The organism is Pseudenhygromyxa sp. WMMC2535, assembly GCF_011083025.2.
This window is the reverse complement of sequence record NZ_JABJWV010000001.1, coordinates 4,346,302-4,367,026: the sequence shown is the minus strand read 5'-3', so window position 1 is coordinate 4,367,026 and position 20,725 is coordinate 4,346,302. Positions and strand designations below refer to the sequence as shown.

The window sequence follows — 20,725 nt, the reverse complement described above, 5'->3', positions numbered from 1 at the left end:
ACTCTGACTCAGAGCAACGTGACTCGGCGAAGCTCGGCGCCCCTACTATGCTCGCGGGTATAGCGAAGCTGGGGCGAGGGATCTTGAGGCTGTTGGGGCGCTTCCACGAGTGCCCGCAGGGCTGAAACACCCGCAGTTGGCGAGTAAGCGGTCAGTGAACTGCATCTGCCGCCAGAGCAGAGCCCAGGCCACGATCGGGGGATGCGTAGCACCCCCACGAACCTGGCCAAGATCCTCGACAAACGCCGCTGGACGCGAGCAGAGGCGGCCGCAGTGGTCTCGCACTGGCGTCGCAGCGGCCAGCGTCAGCGGGACTTCTGCGATGACCACGACCTCGACGTCCAGCGCCTCGCTCGCTGGGCGAAGCTTCTGCCTGCGAGTCCCGCCTTTGCCGAGGTCGTCGTGGCCGGTGGCCAACACGAGTCGAAGACCTCGACCATCGTCATCGAACTCGGCGATGCACGGGTCCTCGTCGATGCCGACGTCGACGACGCCCACCTCGCCCGAGTGCTGCGCGTCGTGGGGTCGACGTGCTGAGCCTGCCGCCGACGGTGCGCATCTTCGTGGCGCTCGAGCCCGTGGATCTGCGCAAGGGCTTCGACGGCCTCGCCAACGTCGCCCGCACAGTACTCGCCGAGAACCCGCTGTCGGGTCACCTCTTCGTCTTCCTCAACCGTCGCGGCAACCGGGCGAAGATCCTGTTTTGGGATCGCTCGGGCTGGTGCATCTACTACAAGCGCCTCGAGCGAGGTCGCTTTCGTCTGCGGCGACGCAGCGAGCTCGGTGAGGGCAAGGTCGAGCTCGAGGCCGCGGAGCTCTTGCTGATCCTCGAAGGCATCGATCTCGAGGGCGCGCGTCGACAACCTCGCTGGCAGGCGAAGAAGTCGACGAGTCGCGCTTGCACGACAGCCACTTCGTGACTATCCCCAAGAGGTGGGCAAGGGCGACGACCTCAACCTCGACACCGTCCGCGAGCGACTGGTCGAGCGACTCGCCAAGGGCGAGCACGAGGCGCTCGTCGTCGAGGTGCTGGCCTTGCTCGAGACCCTGGGGCGACGGACCGCGAACCTGGAATTCGAGCTCATGCGCCTGCGCAAGTCGGCGCAGGGACGCAAGTCGGAGCGGCTCGACGCGGACCAGCTCGACCTCTTTCTCCGGCTCGTCGCCAAGGAAGACAAGGCGCCCGAGGGAGACGAAGAGGGAGAAAGTGAAGACGGGGCCGAGGCTGCGGCGCCCTACGACGGCCGGATCGATGCCGAACTCGACAGGGCCTCGGAGGAAGAAATCGAGGCCGCGGACCAATGTGACGACCCACCGAGCGCTGAAGCGGAGCCCGAGGCCCCGAAGACGCGAGGACGCCGACGTCCTCCCGAACACCTACCAGTCGAGAAGCGGATCATCGAGCCCGATCTGTCGGACTACGAAGGACGCGAGATGGTCTGCATCGGCAGCGTGGACGCGCACACCCTCGACTGGCGACCCGGCCACTTCATCCACGTCCACACCGAGCGCCGCAAGTACGCGCCGCGTGACGGTGACGGTCCGGTGGTCATCGCTCCACCGCCACCGCAGGTGATCATCCGCGGCCTGGCGGAGGCCGGGCTTCTCGCCCACGTGATCGTCAGCAAGTACGGTGACCACCTCCCGCTGAATCGACTGGTGAAGATCTTCGCGCGGGCAGGAGTGAAGGTCACGGCGCCGACGATGGTGGGCTGGCTACGGCGCTGCGCCGAGCTACTCGAGCCGCTGGTGAATGCCCTCGGGCAGGAGGTCCGTGAGGCCTATCTGCTTCAGACCGACGACACGGGGATCCAGGTGCTGGACGTCGACGCCGACGGTGGCAGCAAGCGTGGACACATCTGGGGCTATCTCGGGGATCAGCGACTCGCGTACTTCGAGTACACGCCGAACTGGAAGGCTGACGCGGCCCGCAACTTTCTCATGCACCGCGAAGGGCCGACGCAGGCGGATGCCTACAAGGGCTACGACTGGGTCTTCAACCGGCTGGGGTCCAAGGCGGTGGAGATCGGCTGCTGGGCGCACGCGCGGAGGTATTTCGTGGAGGCGCTCGAGGGCGGGGATGCCCGAGCAGCGGTGCCGCTGCGGTGGATCCAGCGGCTGTACGTGCTGGAGCGCAAGGCGAAGGAGCGAGGGATCTCGCCAGAGAAGCTCGCAGGCTTGCGAAACAAGCTGGGGCGGCCGGAGCTCAACCGGATCTTCCGATGGATCGCCGAGCACCATGAGAGCGAGCCGCCGAGCTCGCCGCTGGCGCGAGCGATGACCTACGCGATCAATCAGCGAGAAGCATTGATACGCTATCTCGACGACGGGCTGATCCCGATAGACAACACGGGCGCCGAACGAGCGCTCCGAGGGATCGCAGTGGGTCGCCACAACTGGCTGTTTGCCGGGTCGGACAGCGGCGGCGAGCGGGCGGCGATCATGTACTCGCTGATCAGGACCTGCGAGCTCAACGGGGTGGAGCCGTGGGAGTATCTGCGGGATGTGCTGATGAAGCTGGCCCAGGGATGGCCGGCGGCGCGGGTCGGAGAGCTGCTGCCGCACCGCTGGGCTGGGGCGCAGACGGCCACCTGAGGGGAGGCTGGTAGCTGTGCCACCACAGGTCTGGTCGGGCTGCAAGATGCAGCTCGCTGACCGCTTACGTTGGCGAGCTGCAGCAGCGAGTTAGCAGGGCGCCAGAGCTAAGTCTCTCCCGCTATGTCTTGCTTCGACAAACGAACCTGAGATGTCCCCCCCGCAGACTGTATTTCGATCTTCTTATTTGACTCAAGTACACTCAGCGCATACGACAATTCACTCCCCCGAACGAGGTGGATTCGATCCTGATCAATGGGCGAGCGTGACCTCGTGGCGATGGACAGCGGCATAGGTGGCCCAAACGGCGCGCCAGCGTTTCGAGATGACGAGGGCTCGCAGTGCGAGCGTTCCTCGCAGGCCAGGCACCTCCCAGGACTGCGCGGGGCGCTTGACGCGGCGTTGCATCGTCCAGCAGGTGCTCTCGGTCGCGCCGCTACCAATGGGCAGGTTGGCCGCGTACGACGACGCATAACGCATCAGTGGTTTGCGATGGCGTATGTAGCTGAGCGCGGCCGCGACCGCCGTGCGAGCGGTCGTGTCCCGGCCCGGCAGTCGCTTCGCCCGTTCCAGAAGACCTCGCCAGATCCGCTCGATCGCTCCGTCGTCGCGCAGGAGCTCGCCGCGATACCAGCTCTTCATGTTGAAGGGATCGCCCTCGGGCTCGCAGGCATCCACGACTGCATCGAGGTAGTTGCTCGTCAGGTGCTCGAAGTCGATCAAGGTCCGGACCTTCGCGTCGCTCGGCAGCACTCGAGCCAACGCCTCGGGCAGCGCACGCAGCTCGGGCGCGGCGTCTTGGACCACGTGAACCGGGAGCTGTGGGTGGCTACGGAGGATCCACGCCACGTCCGCCGCGACCCGCTCGGCGAGCTTTCGGACGTCCTCCCCCGCATCGGCTGCGTATCGCCAGGTATGCAGCTCCTGTCCCTCCGCGTCGTGGATGGTGACGCTGCCCACCCACGCCTTTCGCCAGTGGTGCTCCTTGGGGGGCGGCGGCTTGCGGACGTACTCCGCGAGCCGCCGCTTCGGTCGCGCCGCCTCCGCGAGGTCGGCGTCGAGCTGCTCAGCCATGCGCACCGAGAAGCGATCGAGCCCGCAGCTGATCGAGGCCACTCCCGGCGGGATGGCCTCCACGGCCCTGCTCGCGGCCTCGAGCATGTCGACGTCTTCGACGATGTCGGCGGACATCAGCTTGACGCGCTTTTCGAGCAACGAACGGCTCGGAGGCCGCATCCCGACCACCCTCAGGATGTTCTCGAGCTCGCGGCTGTTCAGGTCCGCGCTCAGCTCACCAGCGATGCGGGCGAAGTCGGGGGTCAAGCGTCGGGCGATCATACCGACGCACAGCTCCAGCGGCTTGATCGTCGGCCCGTTGTGCACGCCGAGCTCCCGGTAGAGCGCCTCCTCGATCGTGTGCGGCCCCCAGCGTCCGTGGTAGGTCGCCGACGACCGCTGCGACAGGCGAGCGTAGCGTCGGCCTCCGACCTCGACCACGTCGGCCTCCGAGACAGACTCGCGCAAGTCGTCGTCCTCACGCTGCCACAGCACGTCTCGCATCAGCTCCGCCTCCAGATCACGCCGCTGCTCGAAGGTCGCATCTGGCCCGAGCTGCTCGTCGACCTTCTGCTTGATCATCGCCGCGAGCTTCCGCACCAGCTCACTGTTCGGCTTCTTGGGCTGCTTCTTGGGCTTTTTCCGGCTTGCCATGGTGACCTCCAGCCCAGCATGATCTCAGACCTCGGAAACCACAACCGGGGAGTCGCCGTCCTCCTGCAACGCGCTGGGGAGCCTGCTCAGGATCGGATCCGCCCCGCCCCCGAACACCACCAGGAATCCTATTTTCCAGTTCCGATTTCAAGACCCAGAGCTGCATCCACCCTTTGCCCTGAAGGGCGACGCAGATACGCTCACGCAGCGTAAAATCGACTACAAGAAACTGCTCCATTTGTGAGGCTAGTGTACGGATCAGAATCACGGAAGGCGATATCCACAGTACTTGAGCCAGCCGAGTGCGTCCGAGGCTCGGATCCGACGCAGGGACCTACGCATCGCCTTCTTGAGCTCGCTGACGCTCGTGGGCATCGCTCGGCGTATCCAAGCTTTGACCTTCGCCCAAGCGGCCTCGATCGGGTTGAAGTCGGGACTGTACCGGGGCAAGCGGACGACCTTCGCACCCGTCTCGAGCACCGCAGCCACGACCTCTGCATTCTTGTGCATGTTGATGTTATCCCAGCAAACGATGTCGCCCGGCTCGAGCGTGGGAGCCAGGTGCTGTCGGACGAAGCGCAGAAAGTCAGCGGTCTTGACCCCGCCATCGGTCGTCATCAAGGCGCTGATGCCGTCGACTCGCAAGGCCGCGATCATCGAGACGTGGCGACCGCGGGAATAGGGCTCGTGCGGTCCGTAGAGCGGCTCGCCGCGTGGGGACCAGCCCCGGCGCGGACCAATCCCTGGATGCGTGCCCGATTCGTCCACGAAGACGAGACGTCCGATGTCGAGTCGCCGCTGTCGCAACCGAAACTGGGCGCGCTCCTCGGCGACGTCAGGTCGGTCCTGCTGGGGAGCGTAGGGAGTTTTTTTTGAAGCTGAGGCCAAGTTGGTGAAGCGCCCGGAGGATCGTCGAGCGATGGACCCGGTTCTTGGGAAATCGTCGATTGAAGCGCTCCGAGAGGTGGTAGGAGCCGAGGTAGGGGTCCTTCTCCATCTCGCCACGAATCCACAGGAGGTGGCGCTCCTTCAACTTGGGCGTCCGGCCAGGTGGACTCTTCGGCACCAAGCTCTCGCCTTGGCGCAGCTTCCGCGAGATGCGTTCGACGGTGGTGACCGAGACGGAGAAGCGCTCGGCGATGAGGGGCTGACTTTCTTCGCCAGCTTCGATGGCTTCGGCGATCCGGGCGCGGAGGTCGACGGAGATTGGCGTCGTCACCCGGCCAGTAGATCACCATGGGGACTCGATGCCGATCCCCCTTCCGATCCTCTGGATCGTACACTAGGTCAACTATCTCGCCGTGGAAGACGATCACTGCTGGCCCGGTCAACAGGTCGAGTACAGCGGGATTATCGATTCCGAGCCCAACAGACTTGAGCACCACCATTGCCTGAACAAAAAACTGGCCGTCCTCCCTGATGGTGGAGCACCGCCGGCCTGTTGTTTTTCTCTGCCCGACTCGTCAGCTCGTCGAGCAGGTCGTCGCCGAAGCCAAGCACCTCGGAATTCCCGCCAGTCACTACGAGGGAGGGACACCGTACCCGACTCCGGATGCGACGGCTGGCAGGGAAGTCATCGTCTGCACCTACGACAAGCTGTTCAACGCAAGGTCAACGTTCAACAGAGACGACGTGCTGCTCAGGCCCTGCGCCCTCGTCTTGGATGACGCCCACGCTGGCGTCGAGAAGATCCGCGAGAACTTCTCCCTTGTCGTTACGGACAGCAGCCTCGACGCGCTCTTGAAGACGCTGAAGCCGGGCTGCAAGGACCACCACCCAGGCCCCTGGAAGGGCATCGAGAACGGGGACAGGTCTGCGCACATGGAGGTGCCGTTCTGGATATGGCGCTCATCCCTCGAGGACATCCGTGACGTGCTTGACCCGGTAGGCCAGAAGCGGCCCGGAGTGTTCTCGTGGGGGCATCTACGTGACCATCTTCGCTGGTGTCGGTGCGTGATCACCGGTGCCGGCGCGGAGATCTTCTTCGACATTCCGCCTGTGCACCTGGTCGATGCGTTTCATCGTGCCGAGCACCGGCTCTACATGTCCGCGACGCTCTCCGACGATAGCACCCTCGTACGCGAGCTTGGCTGCTCCGTCAAAGCCGCCTCGTCCCCAATCATCCCCGCGAGCGACAAGGGTGTCGGCGAGCGAATGGTCCTAGTCCCTGCGCTCGTCGACCCGAGCCTGGACCGAGATTGGGTCATGAGCTGGGCACAGGGGCTCGCCAGCTCCACCAGCATCGTCGTGTTGACCTCAAACGAAAAACTGGCCCGCGACTGGAAGTCGGTGGGCGCCGTTGTGGAGATGGGCGACGGTGTCACCGATACCGTCCAGCAGCTCCGGTCGGGTGCGACCCGCTTCGTCGCGTTTGCCAACCGCTACGACGGCGTGGACCTCCCGGACGACGCATGCCGGGTCCTCGTCATTGATGGGGTCCCACGCGGGCAAGGGATGGCCGAGGAGTACGACGGAACAATTCCGGGACGACCAGGTGGAACTCTGAGGCGTTGGGCGTACCGCATCGAGCAGGGAATGGGACGTGCCGTCCGTTCCCACGCTGACTTCGCGGTGGTGGTCCTCGCGGGTCCTGACCTGGCCAACTTCCTGGCCAAGGGCGAGGTGATGGGCTTGGTCGGCGAGGGAACCCGCGCGCAGCTCAAGTTGGCCGACGAACTGGCCGACATGGCACGCACTGCGGTCTCGGAGGCACCAACCGACGCCTTCAACGACATGGCGATGAAGTGCCTGAACCGCGATGCTGGCTGGCGTGGGTTCTACGACTCGCGGGTCCGCGGAACCTCGCCGGCCACGCCCCAGGACACAGCAGAGCGTGACATCGAGGTGGCGCATGCCGAACACGTCGCACTAATCGCCGCACTCGACCGCCGGCCCAAGGCTGCCGCCGAAGCAATCGCGAGGGTCGTCAACGAACTCGACCTGGAGCCGGAACAGGCCGGCTGGCTCCTACAGCGCAAGGCGAACTACACAGACGAGTTCGACCCAGCAACCGCTCTCCAGATTCAGGCCGGCGCGCACTCTCGAAACCGCCGGCTTTGCCCACCTCCCACAGGGGTAGTTGTTCGACCTCCGGAAGGGACTGGGCAAGTCCCCGCGGGGCTCGTTCTCGCCTGGTACAACGGGTTCGAGAACCCCAACGGAGCGATTGCAGCCGTGGAGAGCATGAAGTCGCGGCTCAGCTTCGACGCCAGCCCCGAGGCGCTCGAGCAAGCTCTTCTCGAGGTCTCCGCGGTCTTCGGAGCGACCGGCTCGCGGCCCGAGAAGGAGTACTCCCGAGGCCCCGATGACCTCTGGGTCTGGCAGAAAGTGGGGTGGGTGATCGAAGCGAAAAATGAGCGACAAGGCGAACTACCAAAGCATGATGGAGCCCAGCTCTTGTCGTCGATGCAATGGTTTTCCCAGCACTACCCCGAGTACCAGGGCACTCCGATTGTCGTTTCCCGCTCCGACCAAGCTGCTCACGACGCGACCTTCCCGAAAGGCACGCGAGTCCTCAACCCGGCTGGGCTCAACGAGTTGCGGGACAACCTGACTCGGTTCGTCGCCGAGCTCGCCACACAGACCTGGATAGCCTGGACCCAAGGGCGCGTCGCTGACCTGCTCGCCAAGCACGGCCTTCAGCACACCCAGTTCAAGAAAAATTACACCGTGCAGCTCAGGACATAATCGTGGTGAAGAGTCTGGAGCTTCCCCTGTCAATTCGCACAGTTCAGCTCTAGCTCGCGCGATGGAATTCCCACGGAGACAGCATCTCAAGCCCCTTGTGGGGATGATTCTCGTCGTAGTCCTCAAACCATTCATCGAGCTGCCCCAGGACCGTGGGGGCATCCCAGACATCTGAGGCGACCTCGATCCTGCGAGCGACGAGGCGGCCGTCGCTACGGTGGTCAGTCACTTTCGACTTTCGGGCCCGTTCGCGGGCCTGTCGGGCCCGGTGGAGCCGACGGCCTCGGCAGCTCATTGAGGAAGGCGACCCGTAGGTGAATTGTGGCGCAGAGAGCCTGAAAAGTGGCTCCAGGACTCCCATTGACCGCAAGTATCTCTGATGTCAGCATACTCCCATGCACCACTCTCAAAGAAGAAGCCTCTCGCTCCTGCTATCCTTCTCGGTCTCGTTGGCGCTGTCAGCCTGTGAAGGAAAGCTCGGTGGCGATGACGAGGTCGGCGAGCTAATTGACAATGTCTACGACTCCAACTGCGACAACCCAAAACAATGCATGCGAAAGAACAGCGCTGACAAATGGGAAGTAATCTCTGCATTTTGCGCAGACCCCATCTATGCTCTTGACAATCTAACCCTTTCTGAACAGACGGCTGAGATTCTCCTCAAGTGTCGGTCGTTGGATGACGATCCTCATGACCCGAGCGACTACCTGGCCCAGGCGCTTTCTTGCGACTCCTCAGCTCAAGCCGACTGCACGAACTGGAGCCCTGAATCGGTAGTTTCTCCAGGTGACGATGGGGCGACCGATGTCGACGGACAGACACTCCTTGCGCTCATTGAAGACCCTGATCCTTTGACGACCTGCGATACTTCTCGATTTTCCCTCCAGGACGGTGGTGGAGGTTTTTTTGCTACCAATGTAAGTGAAGGAGACCTCGCCTACGCTCTTGGGCTGCGGAGCGGTGACCTTGTCATCAGCCTCGATAGCCAGCAGATCGTTGACTACAGTGATGCCATGAATGCCCTGATTTATTTCAGCGAACTGCCAGAAGGACCGCACACGCTTCAGATTAATCGTGATGGACATACACTAAAACTTCGTTATGAGGTATCACTGTGAGTCGTCATTTTAACTGGGTTCTTCTTTGCTTGCTGGGCTTGGGCTGTTCTGAGCGACCGATTCCCGAGCCGATCCCCAATGGCACGGCGCAGCGATACGCTGCGGCTCTCTGTGCCTCTGTCCAGAACTGTGGATGCGGCTACTTCGAGTCCACCGAAGTCTGCAAAGCAGTGGTGATCGAGCAGTTCGATGCCATATCTGGGGAGCTCCGCGGCTTCGACCAAGAGTGCTTCGACGCTTTTTTAGCAAGTGGAGTATATGAGAGCTGCGCTGACCCAAGCGAAATCAGCGCCCTCTTTCCCGAGTGTGCGGCTTTCTATGGCTCGGTAGCGGAGGGAGAGTCCTGCATCCCCAACTATCTTTTTGGAGAGATGAATCCCACCGGCACCTGCGTGGAGGGGATAGACTGCTACCCCGTCACCGGTGTGTGCGATAATGACCCGCCCTTTCCAGATGTTCAGTCTGAAGGGGATCTCTGCTCTGAGGAGCTGAACAACAACTGCTTCAGTGAGTACCTCTACTGTGACGATGGAGTCTGCCAACGTCGGGCAGAGTATGGCGACCCCTGCACACACATTTCCGATTGTCACTTTGGCTTTTGCCAAGGACTACAAGAAAACGGAGAAGGGGTTTGTACACCTCAACTAAACTTCGGTGATCCCTGCGACCCAAAGGACTACAGAAGTTGTGATCCCCCACTCGAAGGTGGATATCCTTGGTGCAACCCAGCGACCCAACACTGCGAGGTCGGCATGCCCTACGCTTGCTCAACGCTGAGCGTTGCTCTTCGTCCTCCTCCTCATTACGGAGAGTAGGCTCCAGGGCTTTGGTGGCAAACTCGAACCACCAAGCTCTTCTCGTGTACACCTCCAGTGGAACTCGATACCACGCAAGTGGAGAAGCGCCCCCCGACCCCGGATTCGACTCCCGGCGCCTCCACTATATTTTTCCCTGTAATTTCAGGGACTTGCTCTGCTACGTAGCAACGAGCGTAGCAGCCGACTTCCGCCAGGATCCACCCCGCCAAGCTCGAGTAGTTGGAGGGTGGAACCGGGCGGAAAGTCGCGACTGCCTTGCAGCGCGTCGGCCAGGGGATCGTCGTGTACAGGTCGAAGGCCGCCCGCGATCCCGAGCTCGAGTGCGTCACTGGGATCAAGTGCTCGCGCTGCGCCCCATCGGCCTGCGCGAGCGAGATGAAGGTCCGCCGCGAGTCGTGGAAGCGGCGATGACGGATCCCCACGAGTTCGAGGTCTCGCCCGAAGCGTTTCCCGACCTGGTTCTTGGTCCGCATCGTCCCCGCCTTGCGGTGGCGGTGGGAGCCGTTGCCGCCGCGTGATCGTGGGCTCGGGACGATAAAGTCATCGAGCTCGGGGGTCCAGCCGATCGCCTCGCCGAAACCCTGTGCTCGCCAACCATCGAGCACCAGCCCGAGCAAGGGATGGATCGGAACCTCGCGCGTCTTGTCGTTTTTCGTCGAGCCGCCATAGCTATGAGCGATCAACAGGCGAGCGAGCGGCTCAGCGTCCTGAACGTGGCGCCAACGCAACCCTGCGACCTCGCCCAGACGTAGCCCCGTAAAGAAGGCCATCACATAGAGAACACGACGATCCGGCGGGAGCTCGGGGTGGCTGATCAGCTGAACGAGCTCATCGCGGGAGTAGACCGCCGTCGACCGCCACTCGGGATCTTTGTCCCCTGCTGGGCCCAAGTGCTTGGGGTGCACGTCGCAAGGGTCATGCTCCACGAGCTCCTCGTCGATCGCATCGGTGTAGAGCATGCGCAGCGTGCTGAGGATGTTGCGAAGCGTCCTCGGAGCCTTGTTCTGCTGGCGCAGCGCCGCGAGCATCTCCTTCACATGCGCCTTGGAGACCACCGTGAGCGGCAGCTGGCCCAAACGCGGAAGGATGTGCACTCGAAGGTGGCGCTCATCGTCCCGCCACGACCGCAACCCCCGAGCCTTGCGCGACTTCACCCAGCCATCGGCGTACTCGGCAAGCGTGGGAATCTGCTCTTCGGGTAGCTCCGCCCCGCGGCTTGCGACCGCAGCTTCAATCTCGGCGAGCGCCCTGCGAGCGAGATGTTCCTGCCCCTTGCGATAGGGCGTGCGCCCTGCCACCCGCTTCCCAGCGGGACCGCTGTAGGACCACCACAGATAAGGCGAATCATTTCGCATGTAGACCGAACCCATAGTTCTCTCCTAACGAAGACCGATTCGCGCGAGTTCCTGCGCAACCACGACTTCCTGATCAGGCACCAAATTACCTTCGAGATGATCGTCCAGTTCGCTAGCCTTGATGAGCAACTTCTGCCCCGCCCGTCGTGTTCTTCCACCGAGCGTCGCGTACGGCGATCTTCATGGCGCCGATCGACCACCGGGCCAGCTTCCTCCGCCGCAAGCCGGCCCGCGAGGCCTTCGCCACGGTGCTAGGCTGGGAGCCGGAGCGCGTGATCATGGCCCATGGGACCTGGGTCGACCGCGACGGGCGAGCCTTTCTCGAACATGCCTTTCGTTGGCTACGCTGATGGCGATACGCTCGTGGCATGAGCCACGCTCGAACCATCGCCATCATCGGCCTGCTGAGCCTCGCCTGCGGAGAGTCAGCGCCCGCACAGACGAAAACCCAACCTCAGTCAACGGCGAGCCCCATCGCCGCCCAGGCCGAAGCTGCTCCAAACCAAAACCAGCCCGCGCCGCCGAGCGAGCCCGCGTCAGCCAGAGCTCTCGCGGCGCCGAACGAGCCCAAGCCCGCGCCGCCGAGCAAGGCCGAGCGCGAGCAGAGCAAGGCCCGCTTCGGCGCCCTGCTCGATGAGGGCCGCAAGCTCAGCAAGCAGGGCAATCACGCCGCCGCCCAAACCAAGCTCCGCGAGGCGCTGACCCTCCACCCCGGCCACGGCGGCGCCCTCGGTGAGCTCGGCTGGTCCGCCTTCCAAGCCGGCGACCTCGCCCTCGCCGAACGCTCGACCCTCGCCGCGCTCAATGACGCCGACGACAACCGCCGCCGCGCCGCGCTGCTCTACAACCTCGGGCGCATCCAGCAAGCCCGCGGCCAAGAAGACGACGCCGCCAGCTACTACCGCGACTCGCTGGCGCTGCGACCCAACGCGACCGTCGAGACCCAGCTCGCGGCGCTAAACAGTGACGACAGCGACGACGACGACGACGACGACGACGACGACGACAACGACAGCGACAGCGACAGCGACGACGACGGCGGCGACTCTTCGTGGAAGGACGACCCCGACGATCTGTGCACGATCCTGCTGTCCGAGTTCGCCGGCGGCGAATTCGACGAAGGATGCTCTTGCAGCGTCGGCAAGCGCGAGACCGCCAAATCCGGCCCCTGGAGCGAGGTCGCTACCCTGGACACGATCGGCCCCGGCGACCAGCTCTGGATCGTCGAGCTCGCCGTCCACGAGGCCCGCGGGTGGCGACGACTGACCACGGTGGTCGATGAAGAAGCGCCGTGGACCGACTTTGGCGGCCAGGTCGATGTCGCCTTCGAAGAGCTCACCCCCGACAGCCCCGGCCCCGAGCTGCGCGTCGACGTCCTCGTGACCCGCACCGAGCTGACGGGCGACGATGACGATGACACCCCGACCCAGCGCGAGGCCTACACCATCATCTGCGGCTCTGCCCCCGACCTCTGGTGCGTGACCCTGCCGCGCGAGCGCGACATTCCCAAGCCCTTCGCCGCCAACCTCAAATTCGACGGCAACGGCCACGTCGACATCGAGACCACCGACCCATCCTGGTCCGGACGCAAGCGCCTACGCGACCTCCGAGCTGTCAGCGGCTTCACCTGGATCTGGCCCTGACCCCCTCCCAGCGCCGACCCAACGCCCTCCAAACGAGCCCGAGCCCAACGCCCTCCGTCCTGCGCACCTCACCGCCCTCCATTCGCAGAGTCGAAGGGCGCGACCTGGGGCCCGATCTACGCCGGCCCTCCGCGCTATGGGCCGCTCTGGTTCATGACGCTCGCGGGCGAGGAGCGCTTGCTCGCCGAGCGAGCATCGACCGAGTACCGCCTGCTCGCCAACAGAAGGGTGATCACGAGCGTCGGGATGAACGAAGACTGGATCAGAGACTTGGTCGTGGTGGGTCCCGACTCGCTCGACGAACGACTGGTCGCGCTGTCGGTGCTCGATTCGAGCTTCGACGCACCGCGGGCCGACGCCGACCCGAGCGATGCGCAGCTGCTGTACTACGTCGACGACAGGCAACCATCGAGGACGAGTGCTGCGGCGTCGACATCTTCCATGTCTGCCGGATCCAGCCGCTGAGCCCAAGCCTCCTCCTCCTGGCCCTGGGCGGCGGAGGAGAGGGGCTCGGCGCCTGTCAGAGCGCAGGTGCTCTCGCGCTCGTCCAACTCCAAGGCCGAGCGGCCAAGTGGGAAACCCAGATCCTCGACGAGCAAGACGGCATCAGCGGACTTTTGCGACTTCCAGATAGCATCCTGGTCGACTTCTGCGGAGAGATCCGAAAGTACCTCACCCCAGCATCGTGGCGAGTGTGCGCTACATGGGAATTGACGGGTCTCAGGCACCGGACCGCCGACCCTTGACGCGGCGCGAGGAGGAAGGCCCAGCTCGAGGCCCTCGCCAACGCGAAGATCGACCGGCGAAAGACCGAGTTCGAGGGGCTCGGTGAGGCCGGCGCCCTCGTCGAGGACATGCTCGGCACCGGCGACTCCGCGACCTCCACGCGCGAGGTCGACTTCATCGCCGAGGATACGGTCTTTCGCGTGCTCTCCGAGGACTTTCAAGACCCAGCCGAGCTCACTGCTGGCGCCAAGCTCATCGCCAAGAACATCGCCACGCTGGCCAACTGAGTCAGACCTCCGTGGCCAACTCCGACTCGGGGATCCCTCGAAGCCCCGCGTTCCTCCTCGTCACCGGTCGGATCTCGAGCGGAATCCTCTCCTCCAAGTCTGGCCAGTTCTCAATGTCGACATCGACAAGAACATACCACTTGATCTCGTTGCATGAAGCAGAGAAGGTCCACGGGACCTCGCCAAAGTCAGGCAGCTCGAACTCGACGCGGAAGCTGTGTTGGCCCAGCTGGCCGAGCGTCACGTGCTGTGTGTCCTCGTAGATGGTTTCGTTGCTGTAGCTCCTCTTCCCGTCCACGACGCGGTTCACATACTCCTCCGCGACGAGCTTGACGAGGGCGCCCTCGATCTTCCTGGAGCTCGCGCAGTCGATGTCCAAGGCGACGCGTCCTGCGTCTGGGCGCTCGATGTTCATGGTCAGGCGCGATAATGCTCGACGGGCGATGGCACGTTTCGTGTATATCCATAACATATACACAAAGCCCGCGCAGGCGACGATCCCAAACACGCTCATGCCGATGTCGCCCTCGATGATCGAGTTGACCGTGGAGAATACGCCGACAGCAACCATCAAGACCAAGAGCGTGGTCATGATGACGTCGAAGGTCATCGAAGACTCGGGAACACTCCGCTGGGTGATCTCGACCTCGACGTCGGTGTTCAGCTCGACGAAGAAGTCAGCGCTGGCCTCGACGTCGAGCGCCCATGGCACGTCGGCCCGAGCCTCGAGCTGCCATTCCACGCTGAACAGGCCCCCGTGATAGCTGCCCGGCTCCTCGGGACAGGCCAGATCGAAGGGGTAGCGATGGACCCCAGGTGCCCACTCGCCGCTGAAGAGCTGGAATTCGCTGCGGCCGCCGGACCTGGACTCCCCCGCCCCCTCGGCTCGCCACAGCTGGGTCAGGGCCAGCCCATCACACTTGGTCGCGGCGTCGACCTCGACACGGACCCAGCCAGTGATGCGCTCGCCGGGTCGGTAGTGACGCCTGGGGTGCTCGAGTTCGACGCTGAGCTCACACTTGGCTTGGAGCATGATGGGTTCCAGATCTGGGGGGAGCAGGTCAGGTGGTGTCTCGTGAGGTCGATGCCTCGTGAAACTGCGGTCATACTAACCCAAGTCAGCGACCGGTGCTCCAAGCCTGCGACCCTTCAGCTCCTCTGCATCGTGCACTAGTGTACGGATCAGAATCACGGAAGGCGATATCCGCAGTACTTGAGCCAGCCGAGTGCGTCCGAGGCTCGGATCCGACGCAGGGACCTACGCATCGCCTTCTTGAGCTCGCTGACGGTCGTGGGCATCGCTCGGCGTATCCAAGCTTTGACCTTCGCCCAAGCGGCCTCGATCGGGTTGAAGTCGGGACTGTACCGGGGCAAGCGGACGACCTTCGCACCCGTCTCGAGCACCGCAGCCACGACCTCTGCATTCTTGTGCATGTTGATGTTATCCCAGCAAACGATGTCGCCCGGCTCGAGCGTGGGTGCCAGGCGCTGTCGGACGAAGCGCAGAAAGTCAGCGGTCTTGACCCCGCCATCGGTCGTCATCAAGGCGCTGATGCCGTCGACGCGCAAGGCCGCGATCATCGAGACGTGGCGACCGCGGGAATAGGGCTCGTGCGGTCCGTAGAGCGGCTCGCCGCGTGGGGACCAGCCCCGGCGCGGACCAATCCCTGGATGCGTGCCCGATTCGTCCACGAAGACGAGACGTCCGATGTCGAGTCGCCGCTGTCGCAACCGAAACTGGGCGCGCTCCTCGGCGACGTCAGCTCGGTCCCGCTGGGGAGCGTAGGGAGTTTTTTTTGAAGCTGAGGCCAAGTTGGTGAAGCGCCCGGAGGATCGTCGAGCGATGGACCCGGTTCTTGGGAAATCGTCGATTGAAGCGCGCCGAGAGGTGGTAGGAGCCGAGGTAGGGGTCCTTCTCCATCTCGCCACGAATCCACAGGAGGTGGCGCTCCTTCAACTTGGGCGTCCGGCCAGGTGGACTCTTCGGCACCAAGCTCTCGCCTTGGCGCAGCTTCCGCGAGATGCGTTCGACGGTGGTGACCGAGACGGAGAAGCGCTCGGCGATGAGGGGCTGACTTTCTTCGCCAGCTTCGATGGCTTCGGCGATCCGGGCGCGGAGGTCGACGGAGATTGGCGTCGTCACCCGGCCAGTAGATCACCATCGGGACTCGATGTCGATCCCCCTTCCGATCCTCTGGATCGTACACTAGCATGTCTTTGGCTGAGCGCGGCCAAAAATCAGGAAGCCGTGCGCGCATGATCCGACGTTGTCGCCGGCAAGAGCTCGAGCATCAGCTTCTCCTCGCGGTCCGGCCACCCCTCGATGTCGAACTCGACCACCATCGACCAGCTCACATGGTTACTCCGAGCGCTAAAGCTCCAGCCGATCTCGTTCACGTCGGGGATATCGAACTCCAGACGGACTTTGCTCTCCCCCATGACCCCAACGTATGCCTCCTGGACATTCTCATACAAGAGCTCTCGGTAGGAGGTCGAGTCTGTTCCAGATCCGCTGGTCGCCGTCTCCTCGACTTCGAGCTTGGCCGTGACGCTGTTGAGCAGCTTTGTTGTTGCGCAGTCGATGTTCAAGGCGATGTGGTTGGCATCGACACGCTCCAAGCTCGCATTCATCCGCGTGAATGCCTTGCGCGCGGTGAACTTCTTGATGAGCGACATCGAGGAAATCGCCACCACCGTCAAGATCACAGAACCGATGATGAAGGACACCTTCGCGCCGTCCACCGCCATGACCATGAAGATGAGAGGAACGCCAATAACCACAGCGCCTATCCCCCGAAACATTCGCAGGGCCTTTCCGTCGTCACTATCCGACAACATCATCGCATCCACGGTGAGCTCTTCCTCTGCCACAATCTCGAAGTCAGTACCCGGCAGAGCTTCGACAAAAAATTCTATGCGCTCATCAGGATTTAGAAAGTCTGGGAGCATGGCCATGACATCGATATACCACTCCACGTTCATGTTTCGCCCGCGATAGCTCATCGGGCCCGCGGGGCAGGGAACATCAAAGGGGTACACGTACTCCCCTCGCGCCCAGTCACCATAGTAGAGCGTCACCTCACTCCCGTCGCCAGAGGCAGAGTTCCCCCTCCCATGGGTCCCCCAACGTTGGGTCAAGACCAGGCCATCACACTTGATCCTGGCGTCGGTTCGAATCCTGACCCGGCCCGTGACTCGCTCGCCCGGGTGATAACGACGATCATCGCGGTCGAGCTCGATGCTGATGTCACAAGTGGGAGAATACATGGCTCTCTCGAGGCGTTGGCCCCGAGAGAGCAGTATCAATTTTCAGCGCATCAAACCACCTCGTCGCCCTCCCTTCGCGTGACACTTCGGCGCTGACACCGAGAGACGATGGGTCCAAGTGGCGCTCGGGTTCACAAGTGAGCTGCTCTCGAGCCGAGGCCAGCTCACTGGGCCGGCCCCAACACCGGCCGGACCCTGAGCGGAACCTGCTCATCCAGCTCGGGCCCGCTCTCGACGTCGAACTCGAGGGCCACGTACCACACGAGCTGATTGTCCTTGACCTCGAGGCTCCAGCCGATCTCTCGCAGCTCGGGCAAGTCGAACTCGAGGTGAAGGCGATACGCTCCCGCGCGCCCGATGGGCTGGCGCTCTATCGCCCCGTGGACCTTCGCGTAGAAGCCGCTCTTGTTCGTGCCCACACCGCTGGTGGCCCTCTCCTCCGCCACCAAGGCGACGGTGACCTCGTTGACAACTGTGGGACTGAACCAGTCGAGCTCTGTGGCCACGCGCGTCGCGTCGATTCGCGCGAATCTGGAGTTCAGGCGCGTGAAGCCGTGACGCGCGACAGTCTTTTTCATCTCCAACCAGACGAGGAAAAGACTGAGCAGCAGGAGCGCAGATCCTCCAGTCGCCGGATAGATCCTCTGACCTTCGGGGACACGCAGAGCGATCCCGATTATGGATGCCACCCCAAATACGAGCATCAAGACAAATGCTAAAATCACGTAGTTCATGCTGACGTGCTTGCTCTTCGCCATCAGCGACTCGTGGGTGATGACCTCTTCTCCAACGACCTCGGCCTGGACCTCGGGCGGCGCCTCGACGAAGAAGTCGAGGCGTGCTTCGGTATCGATCGCTCGCGGCACGTCGGCGCGCGCCACCAGATACCAGTCCAAGCTGAACGCCTTCCCGTGATAGTTCAGCGGGTCCTTGGGGCAAGCCAGCTCGAAGGCGGGTCGTCACCGTGACGCGAGCAGTTCGTCGAGGCGAGCGCCCGAGATGGCTTCGGGCTCGGCTCCCTTGCGCGCAGACCACCGCAGGCGGCGAGCGATGATCTCTTCGAGGCGGGAGCGTGTGAGACCGCCCGCGCGTCATGGCTCGAGCGCAGCTTGGCCTAGTTGATCTCGCTGGCCTCACTGGAACCGGTGAACCTCTCCAGATTCGCGTCAGAGGGTGTCTCGAAAATCGAGATGCCTCGTGAAATGTGCGGTCTCACCATCCTATCAGCTGGTAGGTGCTACGAGCATCAGCATCGACGCCTTGGTTCATGAAACGCGAGGACCATGGAGTTCGCTTCGGACCGACCTCCCGGTTGGTGTCGGCGATCCCCGGCCATCGCGCATTGCCTCCGACGCTAGACTCGTCGGTGATGGATCGAAGCCCTGCCTCTGTCCCCGATCGTCGCCCACTTGCGTCCGCGGCTCCCTCCCCCCAGCCCGAGCCCGTCCTCGAGCGCGACCCGATCGACGAGCGCATCTCGGCCCAGGTCGCCATGATCAACCGCAGCCCTCGCGTCACCGCCCTCGCCTCCCTCCAAGCCCTGGCCTCCGCGAGTCCACGCGTCACCGCGGCCGTCCAGCGCCGCGAGGCCTTCGCCCACAGCCCCGGCGCCCAAGCCCGCGCCAGCGCCCTGACGCGTCCGGGTGGCCTGCCCGGCCCCCTCCGCGCCGGCATCGAGGCCCTCTCGGGGATGTCCATGGAAGACGTCAGCGTCCGCTACGACTCGCCCCGCCCCGCACAGCTGCGCGCCCACGCCTTCACCCAGGGCCGAGACATCTACGTCGGGCCCGGTCAGGAGCGCAGCTTGCCCCACGAGGCCTGGCATGTCGTCCAGCAGAGCCAAGGTCGCGTCCAGCCCACCAGGAGCCTCCACGGCGTGGCCATCAACGACGACCGCGGGCTCGAGCGCGAGGCCGACATCATGGGCGCTCGCGCCATCGATGTCGGCCGCTCGAGCTCCCCCGAGTCGCTGTCCGTGGGGGAGCCGGTGCGCAGCTCGGGCTGCTTGCGAGGGACGGTGCAGCGCGAGGTCATCCAGATGGATGATGACGACGCCGTAGATGCCGAGGAAGCGGATGCAGAGCCCACTGTCGACGAGCTCCTCGCGGCACTTTGGGGTCCAGGAGTAAAGAAAAAGGCCTATGTGCTCGGGGTCATGCAGTCGAATCGACATGACACAATAAAAAAAGAGTTTATCTCACGACTGGCAGGCGAAGATCGCGGAAAAAAGCTGCTCGAGTCCATGGTCAAGGGCTCTGTCATCAACTGGATCCCTGATGTCTCCAGGGTGACAAACGTCATGAAACCCATCCCACCTTCAAAAAAAGCGCAATGGGCAGCTATGATTCCAGCAGTACCCATCGCCTTGCTTGGCGGCTTCGCACTGGGAATTCAGAAGCTCCTTGCGGAGGGCTGGTCTCGCTCTCCCTTCACTAGCCATCGTGATTGGATAAAGGAACTCATGAGGCTGGAGTTCGATGTCACGTTCAGCAACCACTGGAGCGAGGCAGAGCTACGCAAGACTTATCTAGCATTTCACCTTGTCCCCGATGGAACTGTCAGGGCATGTGTGAATGGACTCGAGCGAAACAAATTTAGCATAGGATCATTCGCTAGCGGCTCAGACATCAGCATGGCAGGCCTCTTACCCACAGGATCGACCATGGGTGGCGTCGAGCCCTACTCCAGGCTGTTTGGACAGAAGTTTTTAAAAACCGGGAGCAAATACAGCAGCAGGATGAAGTACAAGAACGCCTGGACCATGACAACACTCCACGAGCTAGGACACACAGTAGACAACAAGCGAGGAGTAATGGACGCCCATGGCGAAAATAGCGAATTTGGAGGATGGACCGATTTCCACAATTCTCAGCTGGCTGACGAAATGAAAGAATCGCTCACAGTCCCTCCTCCCACACCCAACTGCATTCAGACCCCCAGGCAAATCCAAAAATGGAACCACTCCATCGAATGGTGCATAAATGACTTCGCATCCCCAGACGGAAACGGCGACAACACCATCCGAGAAGAGGCCGAAGACATCACACGCACATATAATCTCACCCCTCATGACTCTCAGGATCTAAAAAGCGCACTGGCCAGCCACCCCATGGTAAAGATGGCCAAAAAGAACTTCAAATTAGGCGCATGGAACCGAAGCGATGATACCATGAGGGAAATGGCAGCGCCATTTGGCGGACGTTACTTTCATCGCTCATATACTCAAGACTGGGTCAGCTTCGAGGTCGAATCTCGCAAAGACGCCGTCTCAAACTATCAGTACCGAGCCCCCGGCGAGTGGTTCGCCGAACTCTACGCCCACTACTACATGGGCACCCTCGACGGCCACCCCCTCAAAGGATGGTTCGAGCGCGAGATCGACCAGAATTTCGATCCCGAGACAATGCTAGCCCCACCCGCACCTCCAAACGCCGAGGATGTAGCCGCCCACGCCAACGACAACGACAACTGAGCCCCACCATGGACCGCCTCGCGCTCTTCACCACCCCCATCGTCGTC

The 20,725-nt window shown here is 63.0% G+C and carries 20 protein-coding genes and 2 pseudogenes; 11 read left to right on the top strand and 11 right to left on the bottom strand.

Annotated features, from left to right (window positions below; translation table 11 throughout):
- Window positions 1–201: 201 nt before the first annotated feature.
- Genes G6O69_RS17200 through G6O69_RS17190 form a run of 3 tightly spaced genes read left to right on the top strand, consistent with a single transcriptional unit; the run spans window position 202 to window position 2,595 of the window.
- On the top strand, window positions 202–537 hold the full coding sequence (locus tag G6O69_RS17200; protein WP_172304585.1) for a hypothetical protein: 336 nt from the start codon (window positions 202–204) through the stop codon (window positions 535–537).
- The gene (gene tnpB / locus G6O69_RS17195) at window positions 531–920 is read left to right on the top strand and encodes an IS66 family insertion sequence element accessory protein TnpB (protein WP_172304584.1); all 390 of its coding nucleotides are present in this window, start codon (window positions 531–533) and stop codon (window positions 918–920) included. The genes G6O69_RS17200 and tnpB overlap by 7 nt, the downstream gene beginning before the upstream one ends.
- 13 nt (window positions 921–933) lie before the next feature.
- Complete coding sequence (locus tag G6O69_RS17190) at window positions 934–2,595, top strand: IS66 family transposase (RefSeq protein WP_172304583.1); 1,662 nt, start codon at window positions 934–936, stop codon at window positions 2,593–2,595.
- A 252-nt stretch (window positions 2,596–2,847) separates the two neighbouring features.
- Here G6O69_RS17190 and G6O69_RS17185 read toward each other — a convergent pair whose 3' ends face one another.
- The 3 genes from G6O69_RS17185 to G6O69_RS17175 all read right to left on the bottom strand — a co-directional run bounded on the left by G6O69_RS17185 (window position 2,848) and on the right by G6O69_RS17175 (window position 5,524).
- Window positions 2,848–4,305, bottom strand: coding sequence for a hypothetical protein (locus tag G6O69_RS17185; RefSeq protein ID WP_172303514.1), 1,458 nt, complete (start codon window positions 4,303–4,305; stop codon window positions 2,848–2,850).
- Between the two features lie 264 nt (window positions 4,306–4,569).
- On the bottom strand, window positions 4,570–5,193 hold the full coding sequence (locus G6O69_RS17180) for an IS630 family transposase (RefSeq protein ID WP_172301968.1): 624 nt from the start codon (window positions 5,191–5,193) through the stop codon (window positions 4,570–4,572).
- Window positions 5,141–5,524, bottom strand: a complete 384-nt coding sequence (locus G6O69_RS17175; RefSeq protein WP_172301969.1) for a helix-turn-helix domain-containing protein — start codon at window positions 5,522–5,524, stop codon at window positions 5,141–5,143. Before G6O69_RS17175 ends, G6O69_RS17180 begins: the two co-directional genes overlap by 53 nt.
- A 200-nt stretch (window positions 5,525–5,724) precedes the next feature.
- Between G6O69_RS17175 and G6O69_RS17170 the strand changes: the two genes are divergently transcribed.
- On the top strand, window positions 5,725–7,992 hold the full coding sequence (locus G6O69_RS17170; protein WP_172304582.1) for a hypothetical protein: 2,268 nt from the start codon (window positions 5,725–5,727) through the stop codon (window positions 7,990–7,992).
- 49 nt (window positions 7,993–8,041) lie between these two features.
- On the opposite strand, the pseudogene G6O69_RS40280 reads toward G6O69_RS17170, so the two are convergent.
- Window positions 8,042–8,155 (bottom strand): annotated as a pseudogene (locus G6O69_RS40280) (integrase core domain-containing protein); the annotation flags it as partial.
- A 232-nt stretch (window positions 8,156–8,387) separates the two neighbouring features.
- On the opposite strand from G6O69_RS40280, the gene G6O69_RS17165 reads away from it, so the two are divergent.
- Window positions 8,388–9,110: a hypothetical protein gene (locus tag G6O69_RS17165; protein ID WP_172304581.1), complete on the top strand. Its 723-nt coding sequence runs from the start codon at window positions 8,388–8,390 to the stop codon at window positions 9,108–9,110.
- Between the two features lie 802 nt (window positions 9,111–9,912).
- On the opposite strand, the gene G6O69_RS17160 is transcribed toward G6O69_RS17165, so the two are convergent.
- Window positions 9,913–11,298 carry a site-specific integrase gene (locus G6O69_RS17160; protein ID WP_172304580.1) on the bottom strand — a complete coding sequence of 462 codons (1,386 nt, stop codon included), beginning with the start codon at window positions 11,296–11,298 and terminating at the stop codon, window positions 9,913–9,915.
- Window positions 11,299–11,429: 131 nt separating this feature from the next.
- Here G6O69_RS17160 and G6O69_RS17155 point away from each other — a divergent pair, with 131 nt between their 5' ends.
- The 4 genes from G6O69_RS17155 (at window position 11,430) to G6O69_RS17140 (ending at window position 13,939) form a co-directional block, all read left to right on the top strand.
- Window positions 11,430–11,633 (top strand): hypothetical protein, encoded by a 204-nt coding sequence (locus tag G6O69_RS17155; RefSeq protein WP_176396901.1) that lies wholly within the window; start codon window positions 11,430–11,432, stop codon window positions 11,631–11,633.
- A gap of 18 nt (window positions 11,634–11,651) precedes the next feature.
- Complete coding sequence (locus G6O69_RS17150; protein WP_172304578.1) at window positions 11,652–12,926, top strand: tetratricopeptide repeat protein; 1,275 nt, start codon at window positions 11,652–11,654, stop codon at window positions 12,924–12,926.
- 153 nt (window positions 12,927–13,079) lie between these two features.
- Window positions 13,080–13,391 (top strand): hypothetical protein, encoded by a 312-nt coding sequence (locus tag G6O69_RS17145; RefSeq protein ID WP_172304577.1) that lies wholly within the window; start codon window positions 13,080–13,082, stop codon window positions 13,389–13,391.
- Window positions 13,392–13,780: 389 nt separating this feature from the next.
- Window positions 13,781–13,939 carry a hypothetical protein gene (locus G6O69_RS17140; protein WP_172304576.1) on the top strand — a complete coding sequence of 53 codons (159 nt, stop codon included), beginning with the start codon at window positions 13,781–13,783 and terminating at the stop codon, window positions 13,937–13,939.
- 1 nt (window position 13,940) lies between these two features.
- Here G6O69_RS17140 and G6O69_RS17135 read toward each other — a convergent pair whose 3' ends face one another.
- From G6O69_RS17135 to G6O69_RS17115, 5 genes are all read right to left on the bottom strand, one after another.
- A complete protein-coding gene (locus G6O69_RS17135; RefSeq protein ID WP_172304575.1) occupies window positions 13,941–14,972 on the bottom strand; it encodes a hypothetical protein in 1,032 nt (343 codons plus the stop codon).
- 155 nt (window positions 14,973–15,127) lie between these two features.
- Entirely contained in the window at window positions 15,128–15,751 is a 624-nt protein-coding gene (locus G6O69_RS17130; protein WP_172304574.1) for an IS630 family transposase, read from the bottom strand.
- Window positions 15,699–16,082: a helix-turn-helix domain-containing protein gene (locus G6O69_RS17125; protein ID WP_172304573.1), complete on the bottom strand. Its 384-nt coding sequence runs from the start codon at window positions 16,080–16,082 to the stop codon at window positions 15,699–15,701. Before G6O69_RS17125 ends, G6O69_RS17130 begins: the two co-directional genes overlap by 53 nt.
- A gap of 95 nt (window positions 16,083–16,177) precedes the next feature.
- Entirely contained in the window at window positions 16,178–16,921 is a 744-nt protein-coding gene (locus G6O69_RS17120) for a hypothetical protein (protein WP_172304572.1), read from the bottom strand.
- 449 nt (window positions 16,922–17,370) lie between these two features.
- Window positions 17,371–18,102, bottom strand: coding sequence for a hypothetical protein (locus G6O69_RS17115; RefSeq protein WP_172304571.1), 732 nt, complete (start codon window positions 18,100–18,102; stop codon window positions 17,371–17,373).
- A 371-nt stretch (window positions 18,103–18,473) separates the two neighbouring features.
- Between G6O69_RS17115 and G6O69_RS42220 the strand changes: the two are divergent.
- Window positions 18,474–18,992: pseudogene (locus G6O69_RS42220) on the top strand (hypothetical protein); the annotation flags it as partial.
- Window positions 18,993–18,997: 5 nt separating this feature from the next.
- Here G6O69_RS42220 and G6O69_RS40270 read toward each other — a convergent pair.
- Complete coding sequence (locus G6O69_RS40270; RefSeq protein ID WP_255215803.1) at window positions 18,998–19,240, bottom strand: hypothetical protein; 243 nt, start codon at window positions 19,238–19,240, stop codon at window positions 18,998–19,000.
- Here G6O69_RS40270 and G6O69_RS17110 point away from each other — a divergent pair.
- Window positions 19,224–20,678, top strand: a complete 1,455-nt coding sequence (locus tag G6O69_RS17110; protein ID WP_255215802.1) for a hypothetical protein — start codon at window positions 19,224–19,226, stop codon at window positions 20,676–20,678. The two genes, G6O69_RS40270 and G6O69_RS17110, sit on opposite strands and share 17 nt — an antisense overlap.
- Window positions 20,679–20,725 lie beyond the last annotated feature (47 nt).

What these genes read in the sequence shown, in the direction of transcription:
- G6O69_RS17135 (WP_172304575.1), bottom strand. Translation starts at nt 14,972, where the DNA reads ATGCTCCAAGCCAAGTGTGAGCTCAGCGTCGAACTCGAGCACCCCAGG.
- G6O69_RS17185 (WP_172303514.1), bottom strand. Translation starts at nt 4,305, where the DNA reads ATGGCAAGCCGGAAAAAGCCCAAGAAGCAGCCCAAGAAGCCGAACAGT.
- G6O69_RS17200 (WP_172304585.1), top strand. Translation starts at nt 202, where the DNA reads ATGCGTAGCACCCCCACGAACCTGGCCAAGATCCTCGACAAACGCCGC.
- G6O69_RS40270 (WP_255215803.1), bottom strand. Translation starts at nt 19,240, where the DNA reads ATGACCTCGCGCTGCACCGTCCCTCGCAAGCAGCCCGAGCTGCGCACC.
- G6O69_RS17145 (WP_172304577.1), top strand. Translation starts at nt 13,080, where the DNA reads ATGACGCTCGCGGGCGAGGAGCGCTTGCTCGCCGAGCGAGCATCGACC.
- G6O69_RS17165 (WP_172304581.1), top strand. Translation starts at nt 8,388, where the DNA reads ATGCACCACTCTCAAAGAAGAAGCCTCTCGCTCCTGCTATCCTTCTCG.
- G6O69_RS17170 (WP_172304582.1), top strand. Translation starts at nt 5,725, where the DNA reads ATGGTGGAGCACCGCCGGCCTGTTGTTTTTCTCTGCCCGACTCGTCAG.
- G6O69_RS17160 (WP_172304580.1), bottom strand. Translation starts at nt 11,298, where the DNA reads ATGGGTTCGGTCTACATGCGAAATGATTCGCCTTATCTGTGGTGGTCC.
- G6O69_RS17120 (WP_172304572.1), bottom strand. Translation starts at nt 16,921, where the DNA reads ATGAACGTGGAGTGGTATATCGATGTCATGGCCATGCTCCCAGACTTT.
- G6O69_RS17150 (WP_172304578.1), top strand. Translation starts at nt 11,652, where the DNA reads ATGAGCCACGCTCGAACCATCGCCATCATCGGCCTGCTGAGCCTCGCC.
- G6O69_RS17140 (WP_172304576.1), top strand. Translation starts at nt 13,781, where the DNA reads ATGCTCGGCACCGGCGACTCCGCGACCTCCACGCGCGAGGTCGACTTC.